This is a genomic window from Janthinobacterium sp. NKUCC06_STL, from assembly GCF_019345455.1.
In the GTDB taxonomy this organism is placed as follows: Bacteria; Pseudomonadota; Gammaproteobacteria; order Burkholderiales; family Burkholderiaceae_D; genus Janthinobacterium; species Janthinobacterium rivuli.
The window spans coordinates 649263-666265 of the sequence record NZ_JAHKQY010000002.1 but is presented as its reverse complement, the minus strand read 5'-3'; the positions used below and the strand labels follow the sequence as shown (position 1 = coordinate 666265).

The 17003-nt window shown below is 61.3% G+C and carries 17 protein-coding genes; 9 read left to right on the top strand and 8 right to left on the bottom strand.

What is annotated here, in order from left to right; all coding sequences use genetic code 11:
- Positions 1-34 precede the first annotated feature (34 nt).
- Positions 35-1111, bottom strand: coding sequence for a YeiH family protein (locus KO539_RS12025; RefSeq protein ID WP_257626243.1), 1077 nt, complete (start codon positions 1109-1111; stop codon positions 35-37).
- Between the two features lie 106 nt (positions 1112-1217).
- On the opposite strand from KO539_RS12025, the gene KO539_RS12020 reads away from it, so the two are divergent.
- Genes KO539_RS12020 through KO539_RS12010 form a run of 3 tightly spaced genes read left to right on the top strand, consistent with a single transcriptional unit; the run spans position 1218 to position 3254 of the window.
- A complete protein-coding gene (locus tag KO539_RS12020; protein ID WP_219309512.1) occupies positions 1218-2117 on the top strand; it encodes a LysR family transcriptional regulator in 900 nt (299 codons plus the stop codon).
- A 32-nt stretch (positions 2118-2149) separates the two neighbouring features.
- Entirely contained in the window at positions 2150-2722 is a 573-nt protein-coding gene (locus KO539_RS12015; protein ID WP_219309510.1) for a helix-turn-helix domain-containing protein, read from the top strand.
- A 7-nt stretch (positions 2723-2729) separates the two neighbouring features.
- The gene (locus KO539_RS12010; protein WP_219309508.1) at positions 2730-3254 is read left to right on the top strand and encodes a GNAT family N-acetyltransferase; all 525 of its coding nucleotides are present in this window, start codon (positions 2730-2732) and stop codon (positions 3252-3254) included.
- Positions 3255-3284: 30 nt separating this feature from the next.
- Here KO539_RS12010 and KO539_RS12005 read toward each other — a convergent pair whose 3' ends face one another.
- Complete coding sequence (locus KO539_RS12005) at positions 3285-4670, bottom strand: methyl-accepting chemotaxis protein (RefSeq protein ID WP_219309506.1); 1386 nt, start codon at positions 4668-4670, stop codon at positions 3285-3287.
- A 316-nt stretch (positions 4671-4986) separates the two neighbouring features.
- Between KO539_RS12005 and KO539_RS12000 the strand changes: the two genes are divergently transcribed.
- Together KO539_RS12000 and KO539_RS11995 are read left to right on the top strand one after the other, a co-directional pair.
- Positions 4987-5250: a DUF378 domain-containing protein gene (locus tag KO539_RS12000; RefSeq protein WP_081922454.1), complete on the top strand. Its 264-nt coding sequence runs from the start codon at positions 4987-4989 to the stop codon at positions 5248-5250.
- Between the two features lie 12 nt (positions 5251-5262).
- A complete protein-coding gene (locus KO539_RS11995; protein ID WP_219309504.1) occupies positions 5263-5631 on the top strand; it encodes a hypothetical protein in 369 nt (122 codons plus the stop codon).
- Between the two features lie 38 nt (positions 5632-5669).
- Here KO539_RS11995 and KO539_RS11990 read toward each other — a convergent pair whose 3' ends face one another.
- The 4 genes from KO539_RS11990 to KO539_RS11975 form a co-directional block, all read right to left on the bottom strand.
- Positions 5670-6014, bottom strand: a complete 345-nt coding sequence (locus tag KO539_RS11990) for a cytochrome c family protein (protein WP_233516100.1) — start codon at positions 6012-6014, stop codon at positions 5670-5672.
- Positions 6015-6234: 220 nt separating this feature from the next.
- Positions 6235-7113 carry an EamA family transporter gene (locus KO539_RS11985; protein WP_199534278.1) on the bottom strand — a complete coding sequence of 293 codons (879 nt, stop codon included), beginning with the start codon at positions 7111-7113 and terminating at the stop codon, positions 6235-6237.
- A gap of 176 nt (positions 7114-7289) precedes the next feature.
- Positions 7290-8006, bottom strand: coding sequence for an immunity 52 family protein (locus KO539_RS11980; RefSeq protein WP_219309500.1), 717 nt, complete (start codon positions 8004-8006; stop codon positions 7290-7292).
- A 157-nt stretch (positions 8007-8163) separates the two neighbouring features.
- A complete protein-coding gene (locus KO539_RS11975; protein WP_219309498.1) occupies positions 8164-8400 on the bottom strand; it encodes a hypothetical protein in 237 nt (78 codons plus the stop codon).
- A 33-nt stretch (positions 8401-8433) separates the two neighbouring features.
- On the opposite strand from KO539_RS11975, the gene KO539_RS11970 reads away from it, so the two are divergent.
- Together KO539_RS11970 and KO539_RS11965 are read left to right on the top strand one after the other, a co-directional pair.
- A complete protein-coding gene (locus KO539_RS11970; protein WP_219309487.1) occupies positions 8434-8877 on the top strand; it encodes a hypothetical protein in 444 nt (147 codons plus the stop codon).
- Between the two features lie 579 nt (positions 8878-9456).
- Complete coding sequence (locus KO539_RS11965; protein WP_219309486.1) at positions 9457-9873, top strand: hypothetical protein; 417 nt, start codon at positions 9457-9459, stop codon at positions 9871-9873.
- A 60-nt stretch (positions 9874-9933) separates the two neighbouring features.
- Here the strand turns inward: KO539_RS11965 and KO539_RS11960 are convergent, their stop codons facing one another.
- Together KO539_RS11960 and KO539_RS11955 are read right to left on the bottom strand one after the other, a co-directional pair.
- A complete protein-coding gene (locus tag KO539_RS11960) occupies positions 9934-11802 on the bottom strand; it encodes a phytase (RefSeq protein ID WP_219309484.1) in 1869 nt (622 codons plus the stop codon).
- Positions 11803-11819: 17 nt separating this feature from the next.
- Entirely contained in the window at positions 11820-14357 is a 2538-nt protein-coding gene (locus tag KO539_RS11955; protein WP_219309482.1) for a TonB-dependent receptor, read from the bottom strand.
- A gap of 306 nt (positions 14358-14663) precedes the next feature.
- Here KO539_RS11955 and KO539_RS11950 point away from each other — a divergent pair, with 306 nt between their 5' ends.
- A complete protein-coding gene (locus KO539_RS11950; protein WP_219309480.1) occupies positions 14664-15566 on the top strand; it encodes a GGDEF domain-containing protein in 903 nt (300 codons plus the stop codon).
- Complete coding sequence (locus tag KO539_RS11945) at positions 15566-16591, top strand: AraC family transcriptional regulator (protein WP_257626242.1); 1026 nt, start codon at positions 15566-15568, stop codon at positions 16589-16591. The genes KO539_RS11950 and KO539_RS11945 overlap by 1 nt, the downstream gene beginning before the upstream one ends.
- Positions 16592-17003: the final 412 nt, after the last annotated feature.

Sequence of the window (17003 nt, the reverse complement as noted above, 5' to 3'; positions counted from 1 at the left end):
GCGTCAGCGGCCCCGGCTTGGATCAAGCTCAAAGTCAGGCAAACAGGCTGGCGACGACGTGGTTGATGGCGGCGCCACCGGCGATCAGCCAGCAGAACAGCAGGCCGGCCAGCAGCAGCGGCTTGATGCCGGCGCGGCGGATGGCCGACATATGCGTCGTCAAGCCCAGGGCCGCCATGGCCATGGCCAGCAGGACCGTATCGAGTTCGGTAATGGTGGCGACGGTGCCCGCTGGCAGCAGGCCCAGCGAATTGACGGCCACCACGCCGATGAAGATGAAGGCGAACCAGGGAATGGCCAGCTTGCTGGATTTATCGTGGCTGCCGCCTTTGGACTTGCCACGCGCCAGCACGGACGACAGGATGACGAGGAACGGCGCCAGCATCATCACGCGCACCATCTTGGCGATCACGGCCGCATTCGCCGCCTCTTGCCCGATCGACTTGCCGGCAGCCACCACTTGCGCCACTTCATGCACAGTCGAGCCGATGTACACGCCAAACGCGGTGGGCGTGGCGCCCAGCACATGCCAGCCTTGGTTCAACTGGTACAGCAATGGGTACAGGAAAATGGCGATGGTGCCGAACACCACGACGGTGGAGACGGCGACAGTCACATCTTCGCTGCGCCCCTTGACGACGGGTTCCGTCGCCATCACGGCCGCCGCGCCGCAGATCGAGCTGCCCGCGCCGATCAGGATGGCGCTGTTGCGTTCCAGCTTGAACACCTTGGTGCCAAGGAACATGGCCAGGCCAAACGTGGACGCCAGCACCAGCGCGTCGATGGCGATGCCGGCCAGGCCCACCTGGCCAATATCCTGGAAGGTCAGACGGAAACCGTACAAGATGATGCCAAGCCGTAATAATGTCTGCTTGGAAAAAGCCACGCCCGCGCCGCAGGTGGGTGCCAGGCGGCCATACACGCTGTTGCCTAGCACAATGCCCAGCATGATGGCCAGGGTCAGGGCGCTCATGCCGTGGCTTTGCATCCATTCCAGTTTGCCCAGTTGAATGGCGCCATAGGCGAGCACGCCGCTTAGCAGCAGGCCGGGTAGAAGGCGGCCGTAGCGGTCGCTGAAATTGCTTGTGTTCGTCGTTGAGAGGGATGCCATGCCGTACTCCATATTCTTGTTGCGTATGGCTCGACTGTACAGTTCGCGGATTAAATGGTAAAACGGATTGTTTTTGTATGATTAACCTGATAAATAGGTAGATGGAATGTCGCTAACTTTGCGCCAGTTGCAAATTTTCCTTGCCGTGGCGGACACGGGCAGCACCAGCGCGGCTGGCGAGCTGATTGCGCTGTCGCAATCGGCTACCAGCGCGGCCCTGAATGAACTGGAAACCTTGCTGGGCGCGCAACTGTTCGACCGGGTGGGCAAGCGATTGCTGCTCAATGACAATGGCCGCCTGCTGTTGCCCCAGGCGCGGCAGATGCGCGACGGGGCTGCCAGCATCGAGCGCCAGTTCGCGGGCGCGGACCCGTCCGTGCCCGTCAGCCTGCAAATCGGCGCCAGCACGACGATAGGCATCTATCTGTTGCCGCAGATTCTGGCGCAGGCGGCGCAGCAATACGGGCGCAGCATCCCGCAAGTGACGATTGCCAACACTGCCGACATCGCGGCTGCCGTGGCGGAATTCCGTGTCGATATCGGCCTGATCGAAGGGCCGTGCCACGAAGCGGGTTTGCTGGTGGAACCGTGGCTGACGGACCAGATGTTGATCGTGGCCGCGCCCACGCATCCGCTGGCGCAGCTGCGCCATCTGCTCAGCTTTACGGAACTGAACCAGGCGGGCTGGCTGCTGCGCGAAACGGGCTCGGGCACGCGCGAAGCCGTGGAGCAAGCCTTGGTGCCATATCTGCACTATCTGCGCGCCGCTGGCGAGTTCAGCAATTCGGAAGCCATCAAATATGGCGCTGCGGCGGGCTTGGGCATCGCCTGCCTGTCGCGTGTTGTCGTGGCAGATCTGCTGGCCAGCGGGCAACTGGTGGAACTGGAGACCATGCTGCCACCATTGGAGCGCAACTTTTATCTGATCCGCCAGTCCAAGAAGATACTTTCACCGCGTCTGGCTGGTTTCCTGGAATTGTGCCGCCATGCCTCGCGCATGGCTTGACTGTTTTTCATATATGGAATAAATTCCCGTATATGGAAAATTTGCTGAGCATAGAGAACGATACGGAACAGCGGCTGGCGGCGCGCCTGAAACAGTTGCGTGTGGAGCGGGGCTGGTCGCTGGACCAGCTGGCCACTGCCAGCCAGGTCAGCCGCGCCACCCTGTCGCGCCTGGAAAATGGCGAAGTCAGCCCGACAACCGTCGTGCTGGGCAAGTTGTGCGCCGCGTATGGCTTGGCCATGTCACGCCTGTTGCGCATGGTGGAAGACGATTTCCCGCCGCTGCTGCGGCGGGCCGAGCAAAGCGTGTGGACGGACCCAACCACGGGATTTATCCGCCGCTCCGTCTCGCCGCCGGCGCGCGCGCTGGCGGGCGAAGCGCTCGAATGCGAGCTGGGCGCTGGCGTGACGATCAGTTATGCCGCCTCGCCCCGGCCCGGCATGGAACACCATCTGTTGCTGCAGGATGGCAAGCTGAACGTGACGGTCGACGGCCGCTCGCACGACTTGCTGGCCGGCGACTGCCTGCGCTACCAGTTGCACGGCCCCAGCGCATTCATGACGCCGCCAGACAGCGGCGCCCGCTATTTTCTCTTTCTTGTCTGAGGTCAGCATGCGCGCATCGCTACGCCACTTTTCATCCACCGATATTCGTGAGCGCCTGCCGGAATTGGGCGCGCTGCTGCAGGCATGCGTGCACGACGGCGCCAGCATCGGCTTTATCTTGCCCTTTGACACGGCGGCCAGCCAAGCGTTCTGGATGGATAACGTGTTGCCGGCTGTCACGCGCGGCGTGCGCCTGCTGCTGGTGGCCGAAGTCGATGGCCGTGTGGCTGGCGCCGTCCAGCTGGACTGGGATACCAATCCCAACCAGGCGCACCGGGCCGAAGTGCGCAAGCTGCTGGTTGGGCCTGCCTTCCGCCGCCAAGGCCTCGCGCGCCAGCTAATGCAGGCGCTGGAAGAGCAGGCGCGCCTCTTGCCGCGCAGCCTGCTGACACTGGACACCCGCAGCAGCGACCATGCGGAACCGCTGTACTTGTCGCTCGGCTATGTGGTGGCCGGCAGCATCCCCGGCTATGCGCTGGCGCCGGCCGGCGACCGGCTGGACGCCACCACGGTCATGTACAAGCAGCTATAAGTTGGGGCGGCGCAGCGATAGGTGGGGAACTCAGGCTTTCAGCCGCGCTCTAACACCTACGTCAGGCCGGCTTGCCGGCGCTGTGACAGCGTGAGTGGTCTGTGCTACCAGGCTGATGCCGGTCGCGGCCTGGGCGGGTGTCTGGTCACGGCTCAGCTTGAAGATACCCACCGTGCCCGACAGTAGCGTGGCGCGCTGCTGCATGCTGGCCGCCGCCGTCGATGCCTGCTCCACCAGGGCCGCGTTTTGCTGCGTTACCTGTTCCATCTGCACGATGGCCGCATTGACTTGTTCGATGCCGGACAGTTGTTCGCCGCTGGCCATGCTGATTTCGCCCATGATGTCCGTGACGCGGTGCACGCTGGCCACGATCTCGCGCATGGTGGCGCCAGCCGTGTCGACCAGGCGCGCGCCCGCGTCGACCCGCTCCACGGAGTCGCCGATCAGCTGCTTGATTTCCTTGGCCGCATTGGCCGAGCGTTGCGCCAGAGTACGGACCTCAGCGGCCACGACGGCAAAACCGCGCCCCTGTTCGCCGGCCCGCGCCGCTTCCACGGCCGCGTTCAGGGCGAGGATATTCGTCTGGAAGGCGATGGCGTCGATGACACCGATGATGTCAACGATCTTTTTCGACGAAGCGTTGATCGAGCTCATGGTATCGACCACTTGCGCCACCACCGTGCCCCCTTTGCCGGCCACAGCGGCCGCCGATTGCGCCAACTGATTGGCTTGCCGTGCGTTATCGGCATTTTGCTTGACGGTGCCAGTCAGCTCGTCCATCGAGGCGGCCGTGCGCTCCAGCGAACTGGCTTGTGCCTGCGTGCGCTGCGACAAGTCCAGGTTGCCGGCGGCAATCTCGCCCGAAGCGCCCGCGATGTCGTGCGTGCCGCCGCGCACCTCGCCCACGATCGTGATCAAGCTGGCATTCATGTCTTTCAGCGCTTGCAGCAGTTGCCCCACTTCATCGCTGGAATCGACGCGGATATGCTCGCTCAAGTCGCCGCCAGCCACCTTGCGGGCCACTTTGACGGCATGCCGCAAGGGCCGCACGATGCCGCTGCTGATGAACCAGGCCGTCGCCAGGCTCAGCACGCCGCCGACCAGGCCCAGCACAATGATCAGCACGCTGGTATCGTGCGCGCGGGCCATGGCCGCCTCGGCCGCCGAGCGCATCTGCGCCGATTGCGTGGCGATCTGTTGGTCGAGCTCGCGCAGGGCAGGCTGTTCCTGCGTGCTGTTGCGCGTGGCCTGTAATTGCGCGATGCGCGCATAGCGCTGGTTCACGCTGCTGTCGATTTCCCCGCTCACGGCCGACAGCTGCCACGTGCTGATGATCACCACCACGGCCAGTAAAAGCGATGCGAGCAAAAAGCCTGTGGTCAGGCGCACACCGATACGTATGTTTGAAATATTCATGTCCCCTCAGCTGTTGTCCCATGGTGGCCGTCTTCCATGCCTGCGGCATGAGGCGGCGCTTGCCCCTGAAGTTGCTGGGGTGAAATGAGTGTAGCAGCGCGGTACTAAGTAATCTATAAATATTTCCATATTGGAATTAGTCACTGCCTGTTTAGCAACAGCGGCACGGCCTGTTGCCAGATAAAATCACCCGTCTGATTACAGACGCTTCCTACCTCAATAGCCGGCATCGTCCGACTGGCATGTGCCGGTGTTCCGCCTACACTGTTACTTGTACAGACCCTTGACGGGGCATTTCTTCTCACAGGAGGCTGATATGGCGAATATCCAGGCAGGATCGGACGGAGCGGCAAAACAGGAAATGACGGCCAAGCGCCTGAACGTGGTCGACTGGATCTCGATGATCCTGTTGATCGTGGGCGGCTTGAACTGGGCGCTGGTGGGCTTGTTCGACATCGACATCGTGGCCCGCATCCTGGGCGCCATGTCGACGGCGTCGCGCGGCGTGTACGTGCTGGTGGGGCTGGCGGCGCTGTATTCCATCTATCTGTGCGTGCGCAAGTTGCCAGCCAAGCCCTAGACGGGAGGTCGCATGCCTGTTGGTGCCAGCCCCAAGCGCGAACGCGAATTCAAGCAGCTTGAAAAAGAGTTCAAGCAGGAAGGGCGCTATCCAGGCCGCGAGGAAGAAGTCGCCGCCCGTATCGTGAACAAGCAAAGGGCGCAGGCGGGTGAAACGCAGAAGGCGCAAGGCCGCCAGCGTGATGAAAAGCCTGCGGCCAGGGTTGCCGACGCAGCGGCGGCGCGCGACTTGCCGATTGCCGGATACCAGCACCTGACGGTGGCGCAGATACGCGATAAGCTGGACGGCCTGTCCGCCGCCCAGTTGCACCGCCTGCGCGACTATGAAGCGGCGCACAAGAAGCGCAAGGGTGTGCTGCAAGCGCTGGGAGCTCTGGCGTAATGGGCTTGAGGAGGGCTTGAGGCGGTGTGCCTGTGTGCTTACTGCGTGCGCAGATAGGCCAGCAGGTCGGCCACTTGCTGGGCGTTGCCGATGCCCCAGAAACGCATGTTATTGCCAGGAATGAAATCGCTGGGGGCTTTCAGGAAGCCGGCCAGGTTTTGCTCGGTCCAGACGATATTCGCGTTTTTCATGGCCGCCGAGTATTTATAGTCGGTGGTGGCTCCCGCTTTGCGGCCGATCACGCCTGTCAGCTTGGGACCGAAGCCGCCGCGCGCCGATGGCCCCACCTGGTGGCAGGACGCGCACTTGCGAAACGCGGCCTTGCCTGCTTCGGCATTGCCCGTGAGGGCGACCGCAGCGGCTGGCGCGGCCGCGTTGGCCATGGCGATTGGCGCCAGCAGCAAGGCTGCAGCGCTTAAAGGGGAGAGCCAGCGAAAAAGATATATGGATGTCATCGGTGAGGCGGAAGTGCGCAATATGGATATGGCGAGCGATGACGCATTTTACAGGCGGGCATCAAAAGCTGCCTGTCAGCTGGGCAGCGATGCCAGGACGCGGCACAGGCTACGCTGCAGGAGTTGCTGCCGGGTAGAGTGAATTCCGCTAGCGCTTGCCGCCCTGTGCGCCTAGCGCCGCCATAGCCGACGCAAACACGATGCAGGCGATGGCCAGCCACTGCGTCAGACTCAGCAATTCTCCCAGCACGGCCATGGCAGCCAGCGCGCTGACGGCGGGCGCCGCGCTGCTGAACATTCCAAATACGCCTTGCGGCAAGCGGCGCAGGGCAAAGATTTCCAGCGAATACGGCAGGGCGCTGGACAGCATGGCAATGGCCAGGCCCATCAAGGCAATCGATGGCGCCAGCAAGGCCGTGCCCGAATACGCGACACCGATGGGCACCGTCACCATGGCCGCCACCGTCATGCCCCAGGCCACGGCTTGCCCGCCCTGCAAGGTCGAGGCGCGCTTGCCGAAGATGATGTACAACGCCCAGCACAGTGCCGCCCCCAGCGCGTAGGCCACACCGACGGGGTCCAGGCTGCCCGGGCTGCCTTGCAGGGGCAACAGCAAATACAAGCCGAACACGGCACAGGCCACGGCCAGCAAATCGCGCGGCCGCCGCGACGACAGCATGGCCACAGCCAGCGGCCCCGTCACCTCGATGGCCACCGCAATGCCGATCGGTATCAGCGCAAACGCCCGGTAAATCAGCAAGTTCATCAGCCCCAGCACGGAACCGTAGACCAGCAAGTTCAGCACATCCTTGCGCGTCAGGCGGTAGCGCCACGGTCGGAAGATCGCCAGCAATATCAGCGCCGAAAACCCCACCCGGTACGCCGTAATCCCTTCCACGCCAATGACAGGAAACAGATTCTTCGCAATCGCCGCCCCCAGATTGACGGAAATCTGCCCTCCCAATACGGCCAGGGAAGGGAGCAAAATGCTGTCGGGGAGGGAAGAGGTCGAGGCGGGGGAGGTCATGGGACGCCATTTTAATACGCAACGGGCCGCCAGTCGCTGGCAGACATGCAAGCGACCGTAATTTATTGGCCTGTACTGGCAGCCGATATTGCAGATGGATGGAGATGCCAGTCGTTTTGGTGTTTACCGCCGGCATGGCAGGGTATTTCCATGTGGGCGAAACGCGTTCTCCTTCATTAAATATCGACATAGCGAGGCAGCAAGTCCTGCTCGACCAAGCCAATCTCAATGGCGTTGGCGATCCTGACATGCTCGGGGTTCTCATCAGAAAAAGGCTCGTCGGTGACGCTGACGATAATGGTGCCGATCTGTTGGTCATCACCTTGCTCGTCTATCGCCATCACAGGGATCAAGGCGCGGGCTTCTGGCACTTGCTGGACCGTCAGTACACGCGGCAAGTACAACATCCAGCCCGCACCCGGACGATCCTTGAAGACTTGTTTTTTAAAATACTGATTACGTGCAACCGTGATCAAGACCGGCCGTAGGGAGCCACCGATAATGGACAGCAGTTCTTTCACGCCATCAATGCCGAGCCGTCTGGCGGCTTGACCATAATCGCTGATCTTGAAAGTCCGTGAGGGCCAGTCACTGTCGCTGAACCCAAGCGCCATACTTGCGCCCTCACCGTCTCCGAGCTCGCCATTCCAGGCACTGAGATATCGAAATTGCTCATCCTTGAACTCGGCCTCGAGTACGGCTTCGGCCGCAGTGGTGAGTTCTCCCGAAGCATCGAAAACCGGATACAGAAACGACTCTGCTTCTGTCTCCTGCGACAGAAACCAATTCTTTCCAAACGCCTCCGTTTTTTGCAAGAAGCGGATAATCGTCGCGATTTTCTGGACGGAAGGTCGGAACGCAATGGATGGGTTTGCTGCATCGCGTTTGAACAAGGATTTTATTATCATAATATTATTTTGTGTAATAAGTGGTAATACCCAGTGCACTTAAATTGGGCAGCTTGTGTTCATACGCGAGCGGCGTGTGAAAGTGCCAAGTCTGCGAGGCAGGCGGGTTACAAGTCCTGCTATCAACCCCATTTCGTGCCAATCAGGCAGCCATTAATCCTTGCTTGCAATCGCGTGCGGCAGGCGACAGTTTGCGAGAGTCGCTCTCGTGGCGATATTTATCCTTTAATATTGTCACAATGCTTGCAATTGAGAAAGATATATTGCAAAATTGTTTTTTGAAAAAGTCTAACACCTCATGCTCAAGCTGTGGTGCGCCATTTGCATTATTCGGAGCACCCTTTTCGCTGCTGCACTGGTCGTCGGGACGGCTGTGCATGTGTCATGCTATTGTAAAAAAAGGAGCAGTAAAATGAGTAAGGTTGGAAAAATTGCCGTGGGTCTCGCTGTTGCCATCATTTGCGTTAACTCGTTTGCGGCTCAGGGGCGGTGGACTGAAGGTTTTGGGCAGGGAAATCTCGAGTACTTTATCGATCAGGATGGAATGCGGCTGTATATTGGCTGTCCAACGCAAGATGGCAGTGCAGATTCCCAATCGAGCGTATCGCTTTCGCAATTGAATAATAATAAGGAAGTTGAGAAATTTACCGTTGACGTCAATGGCGTTTCTTATGATGGGCCATTCAGCGCCGACAGCCGCGCAGGTGATAATAACTTCATTTCTTTGCTGGAGAATCTGAGGAAAGGAAATGCCGTTGTGAAGTTTAATGGGAAGGCAATAAAAATTCCTAAAAGTAACGCAGCCAAGATTATTCCTGTTTATGGCAAGAAATTTAGCTGCAATCTTTCGATGTAGACTGTTACTGTCCAGTCCCATTTGATCATGTCCTGCGTCGCGCTCAGCGTGGTATGCAGTGTATGGGCCCGGTGCGAATGGTTTTGTACATCGTCCCGCTTGAGCCACTTGGCAGTCGTGCACGGGTGATATTGAAGACCTTGGCGGCTATGCGCTCGGACAGTCCGGAGTCCTTGATTTCCTGCCGGATCTTCGGGGTGGTGCGGGCTTGGGGATGAATGCGTGAGCTCATGGACTGAAGTTTATGCGATGTGCTGCAAGCGATGGGACGATCTTGGTGGCAAACCGCCTATCAACTCGTCAAGCACAGCTCCGGCACGGAACAGGGCCATGCTGCGACGAGGAATATGATCACATGGAACTAAACAGCTGGCGCATGTCACGGCATGGATGCCGTATGGAATCGGGACCATTTCGCTCGGCAAGACGCGCAGCGAAGAGCTGCTTGCCTATTGCAAGGCCTATGCATTGAACGCTGATGCCGATCTCAGCGAAATGTGACCATATTGGCAGAGCGCTTCGCTAATCTGCTGGCCTGTCGAGCAGAGCATTAACGTGTCAATCAGGAGTAGAAGGGCAATGCATATATTTAGTATCGGCGACACCAATTTTGAAGTGGATGTCGCGAAATCCCGGATCAGCCTTGAGGCGCGCGCCGATGGCATGTGGGAAATCAATATCACGATCGAGGCCGACGACGACGTGTTCATGCGGCTGACGGAAGACGACGATGCGCCTTGGTCGTGGGCGTTGTATCCGCCGTCCTTCATTTTGCACGGTTTGTTCGTGGAGGGAACGGATGCCGCGCCCGTGCATAGGCTTGCCGTCGATGCAGGCAATACGCAGTGTGAATCCGCTCTTTACATGATGGAATACCGTGACGTAGCTGATCTGCGCCTGGAGGAATTGTCGGCGCAACGCCTGGCAGTGACGGGCAGCGTGGACTTTTTTGGCAAAAGTCTGCCTTTTGCCATCGATATGCCGCGCACAAGATAGCGGCAATTTTTAATATCGCTATCGGACATGGGGCAGCCTTGACTGGCCGCCCCATGCTCATTACTCCAGCTTCAAGGCCTTCGCCACATCCCCCCACGCCACATATTTGAAATTTTGCGGCCCATCGGGCAGGCGCTTGTAGCCGTCCTGGATCACCAGCATGCCTTGCGCATACGCGCCGCCCAGGTTGGCGGAGGTGACGTCGAGGCCGTCCGTTTCCGAGGTGCCGTCGATGCCGGCGGGCAGGTTGAAACCTACCTTGAAGCGGCCGCGCACCTTGTACGGCGCTTGGGTGTCGAGCACCACGTAGCTGCTGTCGCCCTGGCTGGAGACGATCAGGTAGCCGCTGTCCGGCTTGGCGCCCGGCTTGCGGTAGATGGCCATGCCTTCCACGTCGGCCGTCAGGATCGCTCCCACGGGCAAGACCATGGTGAGGGCGTCCGGCTTGGCGGCGTCGGCCGAGGTGGTCCAGACGCCGCGCGTTTCCTCGCCCAGGAACAGGCGGGCGTTGGCATCGTCGGCCACGCAGCCTTCCGGTTGCGTGGCGACCTTGAAGCTGCGCAAGAGGGTGGCGCTGAACTTGTTGCCGCTCATGCCGCTCATTTCAACCTTGTATTGCTGGAAGGTGCCGTCCTTGTCGTTGATGAACGCTTGCACGCCGCCGCTGGCCGGCTGGTACAAGCACATGCCGTAGATGCTTTTCAGACCGGTAGGGAAACGGCCCGCTTCCGCCACGATGCCATCGGCGCTGATGGTGAACAGCATCATGCTGTTGTCGTCGCGCTGGGTGGCCACGGCCAGGTCGACCTTGTTGCCATTCAATTGGATATTCTGCCGCACATCGACATTGTTCAGGCGGCCTACTTCCAGCAGCTGCGTCTGCTTGCCTTGCAGGTCGTAGACGAGCAGTCCTTGCTTCTTGTTGGTGCCGAGGATGCGTGCATTGGCGGGGTTGCTGGACAGCCAGATGGCCGGATCATCGGCCGCGTCGCCCTGGCGCGCCATCGGTTCCGTCTGCGCTTGCGGGGCGATGATGTCCACCGCAGGCTGCGTTTCCGCCTTGCCCGTCCATTTCAAGGGCCGCGCTTGCCAAGCGTTCTTGCCGCGCAGCAGTAGCGAGTCCTTGTCCAGCGCCAGCTGGCTGTCACCCTTGCGCACGTTCAATGCGACGGCTTGCGGCGGCAGGGCGGTCCAATTGCCGCCCTGGCGTGCCAGCAGGTGCAGCTTTTCCGCCTTGCCGTCGAGCACGGCCACGCCACCCGGCAGCACGGCCAGCGCGCCAGCACCGCCGTCCAGCTGGCCATACGGCTTGCGCAGCGCCACCACTTCGCGCTTGCCCATGCCTTCGGAATCGGCGTCATACGCCCACACGCCCATGTTGGACTCGCTCACCAAGAGGCGCTGAGCGCCATCGTCGACCCGGCAATGTTTGGCATGCGGCGGCAAGGCCAGCTTGCGCACCAGCTGACGCTGCTCGCCCTGCATCACCCACTGTTCCGCTTGCCCATCCTTGCCGATCAGGAACAGATGATCGAGCTGCTGGGCGTCGCGGTACAAACACGACGCTTCCACGGAAAAGGTGGGGACGGGAAACGGCGCCAGCTTGACCAGCTTGCCAGCCTGCACGTCCACGGAGACGGGCAGCGGGCGCTGCGTGTCAGCTTCCAGGAACACGGCCAGTACTTTATTGCCGTCGCTGCGCGTGTCGAGCTGCTTGGCGCGCACGGCGATGCGGTCCTGTTCCTGGCCGCTTGCATTGAACAGGCGCAAGCCATGCTTGTCGAGAAGCAGCCAGCCGCCGCCGGGCAGACGCGCCAGCTCTTCCGCTTCCTGCGTGAAGGAAGGAACAGTATGGACAGGCGCGGCTTGCGCCGTAGCCGCGAGGCAAAAAGCAGCCAGCAAAGCGCTGCAGAGTACGGTTTTTTTCATGGTAGGTAAAATCATCATCAGAAGGCGCTGGCTTTCAGGCTCACTTTGAAAGTGCGGCCGTATTGTTCGTTCTGCACGTTGTATTGCTTCGTGCCCTGGTAGACATAGTATTTCTCGTTGTTCAGATTAGCCGCCTCGAACATCAGCTGGAATTGCTTGTTGATCTGGTACGACAGCGAGAAATCAAGTTGCTTCTGGCCGGCGACGATATGGTCCTGGCTTTGATCGAGGATGTCGTTGCCCATTTCCAGCAGATACGGCGACTTGTAGTTGAGGGCCAGGCGGGCGCTCACCGGTCCCGTTTCATAGCCCAGCATCAAGTTCATCACCTGGTTCGACTGGCCCGGCAGGCGGATGTCGCGGTTCATCTGCTGCTTGCTCGCCTTGTCGAAGCGGCCGATTTGCGCGCTCGACGTGCTCAGGGTGCCGTTCACGCCGACGAGGAATTTATTGAACGGCGCCGGCAGCATGCGCAGCGGCTGCATGTAAGCCAGTTCGATGCCTTTGACTTTGGCCGCGTCGCCATTCGCATACGAGGTGGCCGTCGTGTAGCCCGTCCATTGACCCGTGCCGGCCAGGTTGGTCGTGTACGTAAAATTCTTGATGTCCTTGTAGAAACCGTAAGCCGACATCACGCCGTCGTTGCCCAGGATTCTTTCAATACCGAGGTCCAGATTGTTTGCTTTCAAGGGTTTCAAGTCCGGATTGCCGATCACGGCTTCCGTGTTGCTGGCCAGGCTGATGCCCGGTGCCAGCTGGCTGAAGTTGGCGCGCACCACGGCTTGCGTCCACGCGGCCCGCACGCTGGTCTTTTGATCGAGGTCATAACGGGTTTGCAGGTTCGGCAGCCAGTTGGTGTACGAGCGTTCGCGCGTCAAGGCCTTGGCAATCCCCGTGCTGTCCACCTGCGAGCCGGCCGCTTCAAAGCTGGTACGTTCGGCGCGCACGCCGCCGAGGATGTGCCAGGCGTCGAAGTCGTAGCTGTTTTGCACATACATGGCGTTGATGTCTTCATGCATGCGGTAATCATTGATGATCGATTCCGTGGCCAGGCGCGCCTTTGCGCGGTCCAGGCCGGCGACTCTGGCGCGGATCAGGGCCGGGTCCAGGGCCACGCCGATGTTGCCCAGGTCGTAGTCGAGGGTATGGCCTTGCACGAAATTGCTCATCGACGTGGAGCCGGCGCCCCAGTAGTTGCCGCTCGATGCCTTGCTGCTGTTATACGCCCATTGATCCGTGTCGTTGGTTTTTTCGCGGCGGCTGACTTTCGCGCCGAATTTCAGGGTGGCGATGTCGAACTTGCGCGCCAGGTCGATGCGTGCATGGTGTTCATTGTCCTTCGAGTAGCGCTTTTGCAGCGTGATGGCATTGAGCGCGTAATTGGCCGGGTCGTACAGCGATGCGGGGCCGCTCAACAATGGTTGCTCGGTGCCATTGAAACTGATGCTGGCGAAATTGCTGGTGCCCCGGAAACGGCCGTCGTTCAGGGATTCCGGCGTGTCCTCGGTGGCGCGGCTCATGCCGCCTTTCACGTCCAGCGTCCAGTCGCCCGATTTCTGTTGCGTGCCCAGCACGAGCGAGCGTACTTGCTGCGTGTATTTGCGCTGGCGGATGCGGCGCTCGGCGCGCGCGCTGGCCGTCTGCTCTTCGGCCAGGCTGCCGCCCGCGATATTGCTGATGGTCAGGCGGTCGCGCACTTCATTGTCGGAAAATTCGCTCACAAAAGAGCGCAGGAACCAGCTGTTGCCCGCTTCGGGGCGATAATCGAGATTGACGGCCAGGGCGCCGCGCTTGCGCACGGGCAGGTAGTCGCGCAATTCCAGGCCCGACAATTTTCCCTTGCTCCAGGCGCCGCCCGTTTCCACGTCATCGGAACCGAACGAGCGCTTTTCCGCGCTCAGGCCGGCTGCGACGCCCAGCTTGCCGTTGAGGAAACGCTGAGCCCACAGAGCGCCGCCGCTGGGGCTGGTTTTGCCCGTCTTTTCGTCATAGCTGGCGCCCACGTTGGCCGACAGCAGCTTGCCCGGCAAGTCGAAGGCGGACAGCGATTTGACTTCGACGGTGGCGCCCAGCGAGTTGGCGTCCATTTCCGGCAGCAAGGTTTTCGAGACTTCCAGTGTGCGGATCAAGCCGGCAGGCAGGATGTCGAGCGCCACGGCGCGGCGGCCCGCTTCCGGCGACGGCACCAGCGCGCCGTTGATGGTGACGGCGTTCAAGTCCGGTCCCAGGCCGCGCACGGTGATGTAGCGGCCTTCGCCCTGGTCGCGCTGGACGGATACGCCGGGCAAGCGGGCCAGCGCTTCGGCCGCGTTTTTGTCCGGCAAGCCGCCGATATCGTCGCTGCTGATGACGCTGATGATGTTGTCGGCTTTCTCTTGCGCGGCGATGGCGTTGCGCAGACTGGCGCGCTGGCCGCTGACGACCACGGTGGCGGCCGGCTGACCATCCTCACCTTGCGCTTGCGCATGGCTTTGACCGCTGAAGACGGCCATGATGCCGAGGGCCACGGCCGTCAGGCGCAGCGGAGAGGGGAACGAAGTGTGCATGGTTTTCATGAAGGGCTCGGTTAGGGGAAGGAACCGGGCGGATTCTAGGCAGCAAATATGACGGTTGCGTGACAGGCAAGGGCTAGCCACCCTGAAAACAACGGCATGCGAACGCTTTGCGGCCGGAATGCTGCCGCCATGAGCTGAAATGACCTGCCGGCGCAGGGCGCATGGGATGCGGCTTGCTAGATTTGCAGCAGCTGCACTGCTAATGATGAGCCGTTTGCACCTGCCGCACGGGCGTGGGGCATGTCATCGTGCCGTCATGGGCGGGCGCTATCGTGGCGACAGCACCACTTTTAAAGGTTTCCCCACATGCTGCCATTGCACCGTAACAGCCTGATTGCCGCCGCACTGGCCTTGCCCCTGTTCTTGTTCCTGTACGCCACACTGGGGCACCTCAAACCGATTGCCATCTGGAAGTGGATGGATATCGTCTGCGAAGGCGGCACGGCCGTCATGGCGGGGGTCTGGTTTTTGTTTACCCTCAGCAGCCGTCCGCGCGGACTGGTGACGAGTTTGATCGCAGGCGGCCTGTGCGCCATCATGCTGGGCTCCTGGGCCGATTGCCTCGATGAATTCTTTGCCGTCGATAAGAGCGCCGTGTGGGATAACTGGCTGGAAGCCTTGATTCCGTTTGGCATGCTGGTGCTGACGATCGGCATGTATTACTGGCGCCAGGAACAGTTCCGCCTGAACGAGCACCTGCAAAAGCGCGAACGCCTGTTCCGCGACCACCGCGCCTTCGACCGCATCACGCAGCTGGCCGACGCCAGCTATCTGCGCACGCAGATGCGCCTGGAGCAGGAGCGCCGGCCCGGCCTCGATTGCGCGCTGGTCTTGCTCGACATCGACAGCTTTCATTTGATTAACCGCGAATACGGCCACCGCGAAGGCGACCGCGTGCTGCAAGCCGTCGGCCACATGCTGCTGTTGAACTTGCGCAATGACGATTTGCTGTGCCGCTATGCGGGCGACCGCTTCGCCGTGCTGATGCCCGGCGTATCGCGCGAGGATGCGGCCGTGAAGGCGCGCCACCTGTGCGCCATGGTGGGGCAGATGCGCCACCACGCCAACGACAACCGTGAAATCCGCCTGAGCCTGCGGCATGCCTGCTCGCTCACCGATGGTGTGCCGGAAGTGGTGCTGGCCGAGCTGAGCCGGGCAGTGGAAACGCCGCGCTCCGGTGCCGGGATCAGTGCCGCCGCGCCTGCCTGATGCCGCTGAACCAGCAAGGCGATCCCAGCATCGCTGCCCACCATCAGCCGGCGCTGGTGCTCGATTACGCGCGCAGCCGCGAGCTGGCTGTGGCGCCGCTGCTCAAGGGTACGGGTCTCGATGGCGGCGAGCTGCCGTCTGTGGAAAGCCAGGTCAGCGCCGCGCAATACCTGCAATTGCTGGCCAACGTGGCGCGCGGCCTGGACAGTGCCGACACCAGCTTCATGCTGGGCCAGCAAATGCTGCCTGGCCATTACGGCGCGGCCAGCCACGCCTTGCTGCAGGCGCAGAATCTGCGCCAGGCCTTGAGCATCCTGTGCGATTTCCATACCTTGCTGTGTCCGCTGTTACAGCCGCGTTTGCGCGAAGCGGGCGACATGCATGTGCTGTACTGGGTCGATGCGTTCGGCGCGCCGAGCCAGCTGCCTTTTCTGGTGGAGATGCACATGACGGCGCTGGCGGCCATGTGCCGCTGGCTGGCCGGAGAATCCCTGCCGTGGCGCTTCTGCTTCAACCGCGCGCGGCCCCGCCACGTGGAGCAGCATGAAGTGCACCTGGGCCAGGCGCTGCGTTTCGATTGCCAGGTCGACGCCATGCTCATCGACTCCAGCTGGCTCGACAAGCCCTGGCCACGCGGCAATGCCACGGCTGCCGCGCTGGCCTTGCGCGCGGCGGCGCTGGCGCCCGTGCCCGCCGCCAGCCTGCTCGGCGCGCTGTACGACTATCTGCTGGCGAACATTCGCTGCGCGCCCACGCTGGAGCGCACGGCGCAGGAATTCGGCGTCAGCCCCGCCACCCTGAAGCGCCACCTGGCGCGCCATGGCACGCATTTTCAGGCCGAGCTGGACCAGGTGCGCGCGCACAAGGCGATTTATCTGTTCCAGGCGCATGGCTACGACAACGATGCCGTGGCCGCCTACCTTGGCTTTCATGATGCCACCAACTTCCGCCGCTCGTTCAAGCGCTGGACGGGGCAAACGCCGCAACTATTGCGTCACGCGCTGGCCCTGTTCGTCGCTGGATGAGAACGCCGATCAAAACCTACTGCGCGTCGTGACTTACGGCCTGCGATGCTCACTGTGCTAGAGCACAGTTGCGCTTCTCGGCCGCAATTCACTTCCGCTCGCTACGGTTTTGATGGGCGTCGCCCATTCCATGTGGGGCGCGCGGGTTTTGTCGGGCGTTGCGCGCCAGCGCCACGGACAGTCGTTCCTGAGGGAACAATTGCCCGTTCTGCTACATCCATAGTACACTCGATCAGAGAGCGAACAGACGCGCTTTGAGGCGCTCCGGCACGGCGTCACGCGACGCCGCAATACCGCCATTTTGATGGCGGTGCCGGCGGCAAACGACCGGTGTGCCGTGCCTTAACCCAGCCTGGAATCTGGTGTCACCAGTGTGGTGCGCCGGGAACCGGGCAACTTGATAATGCTCAAT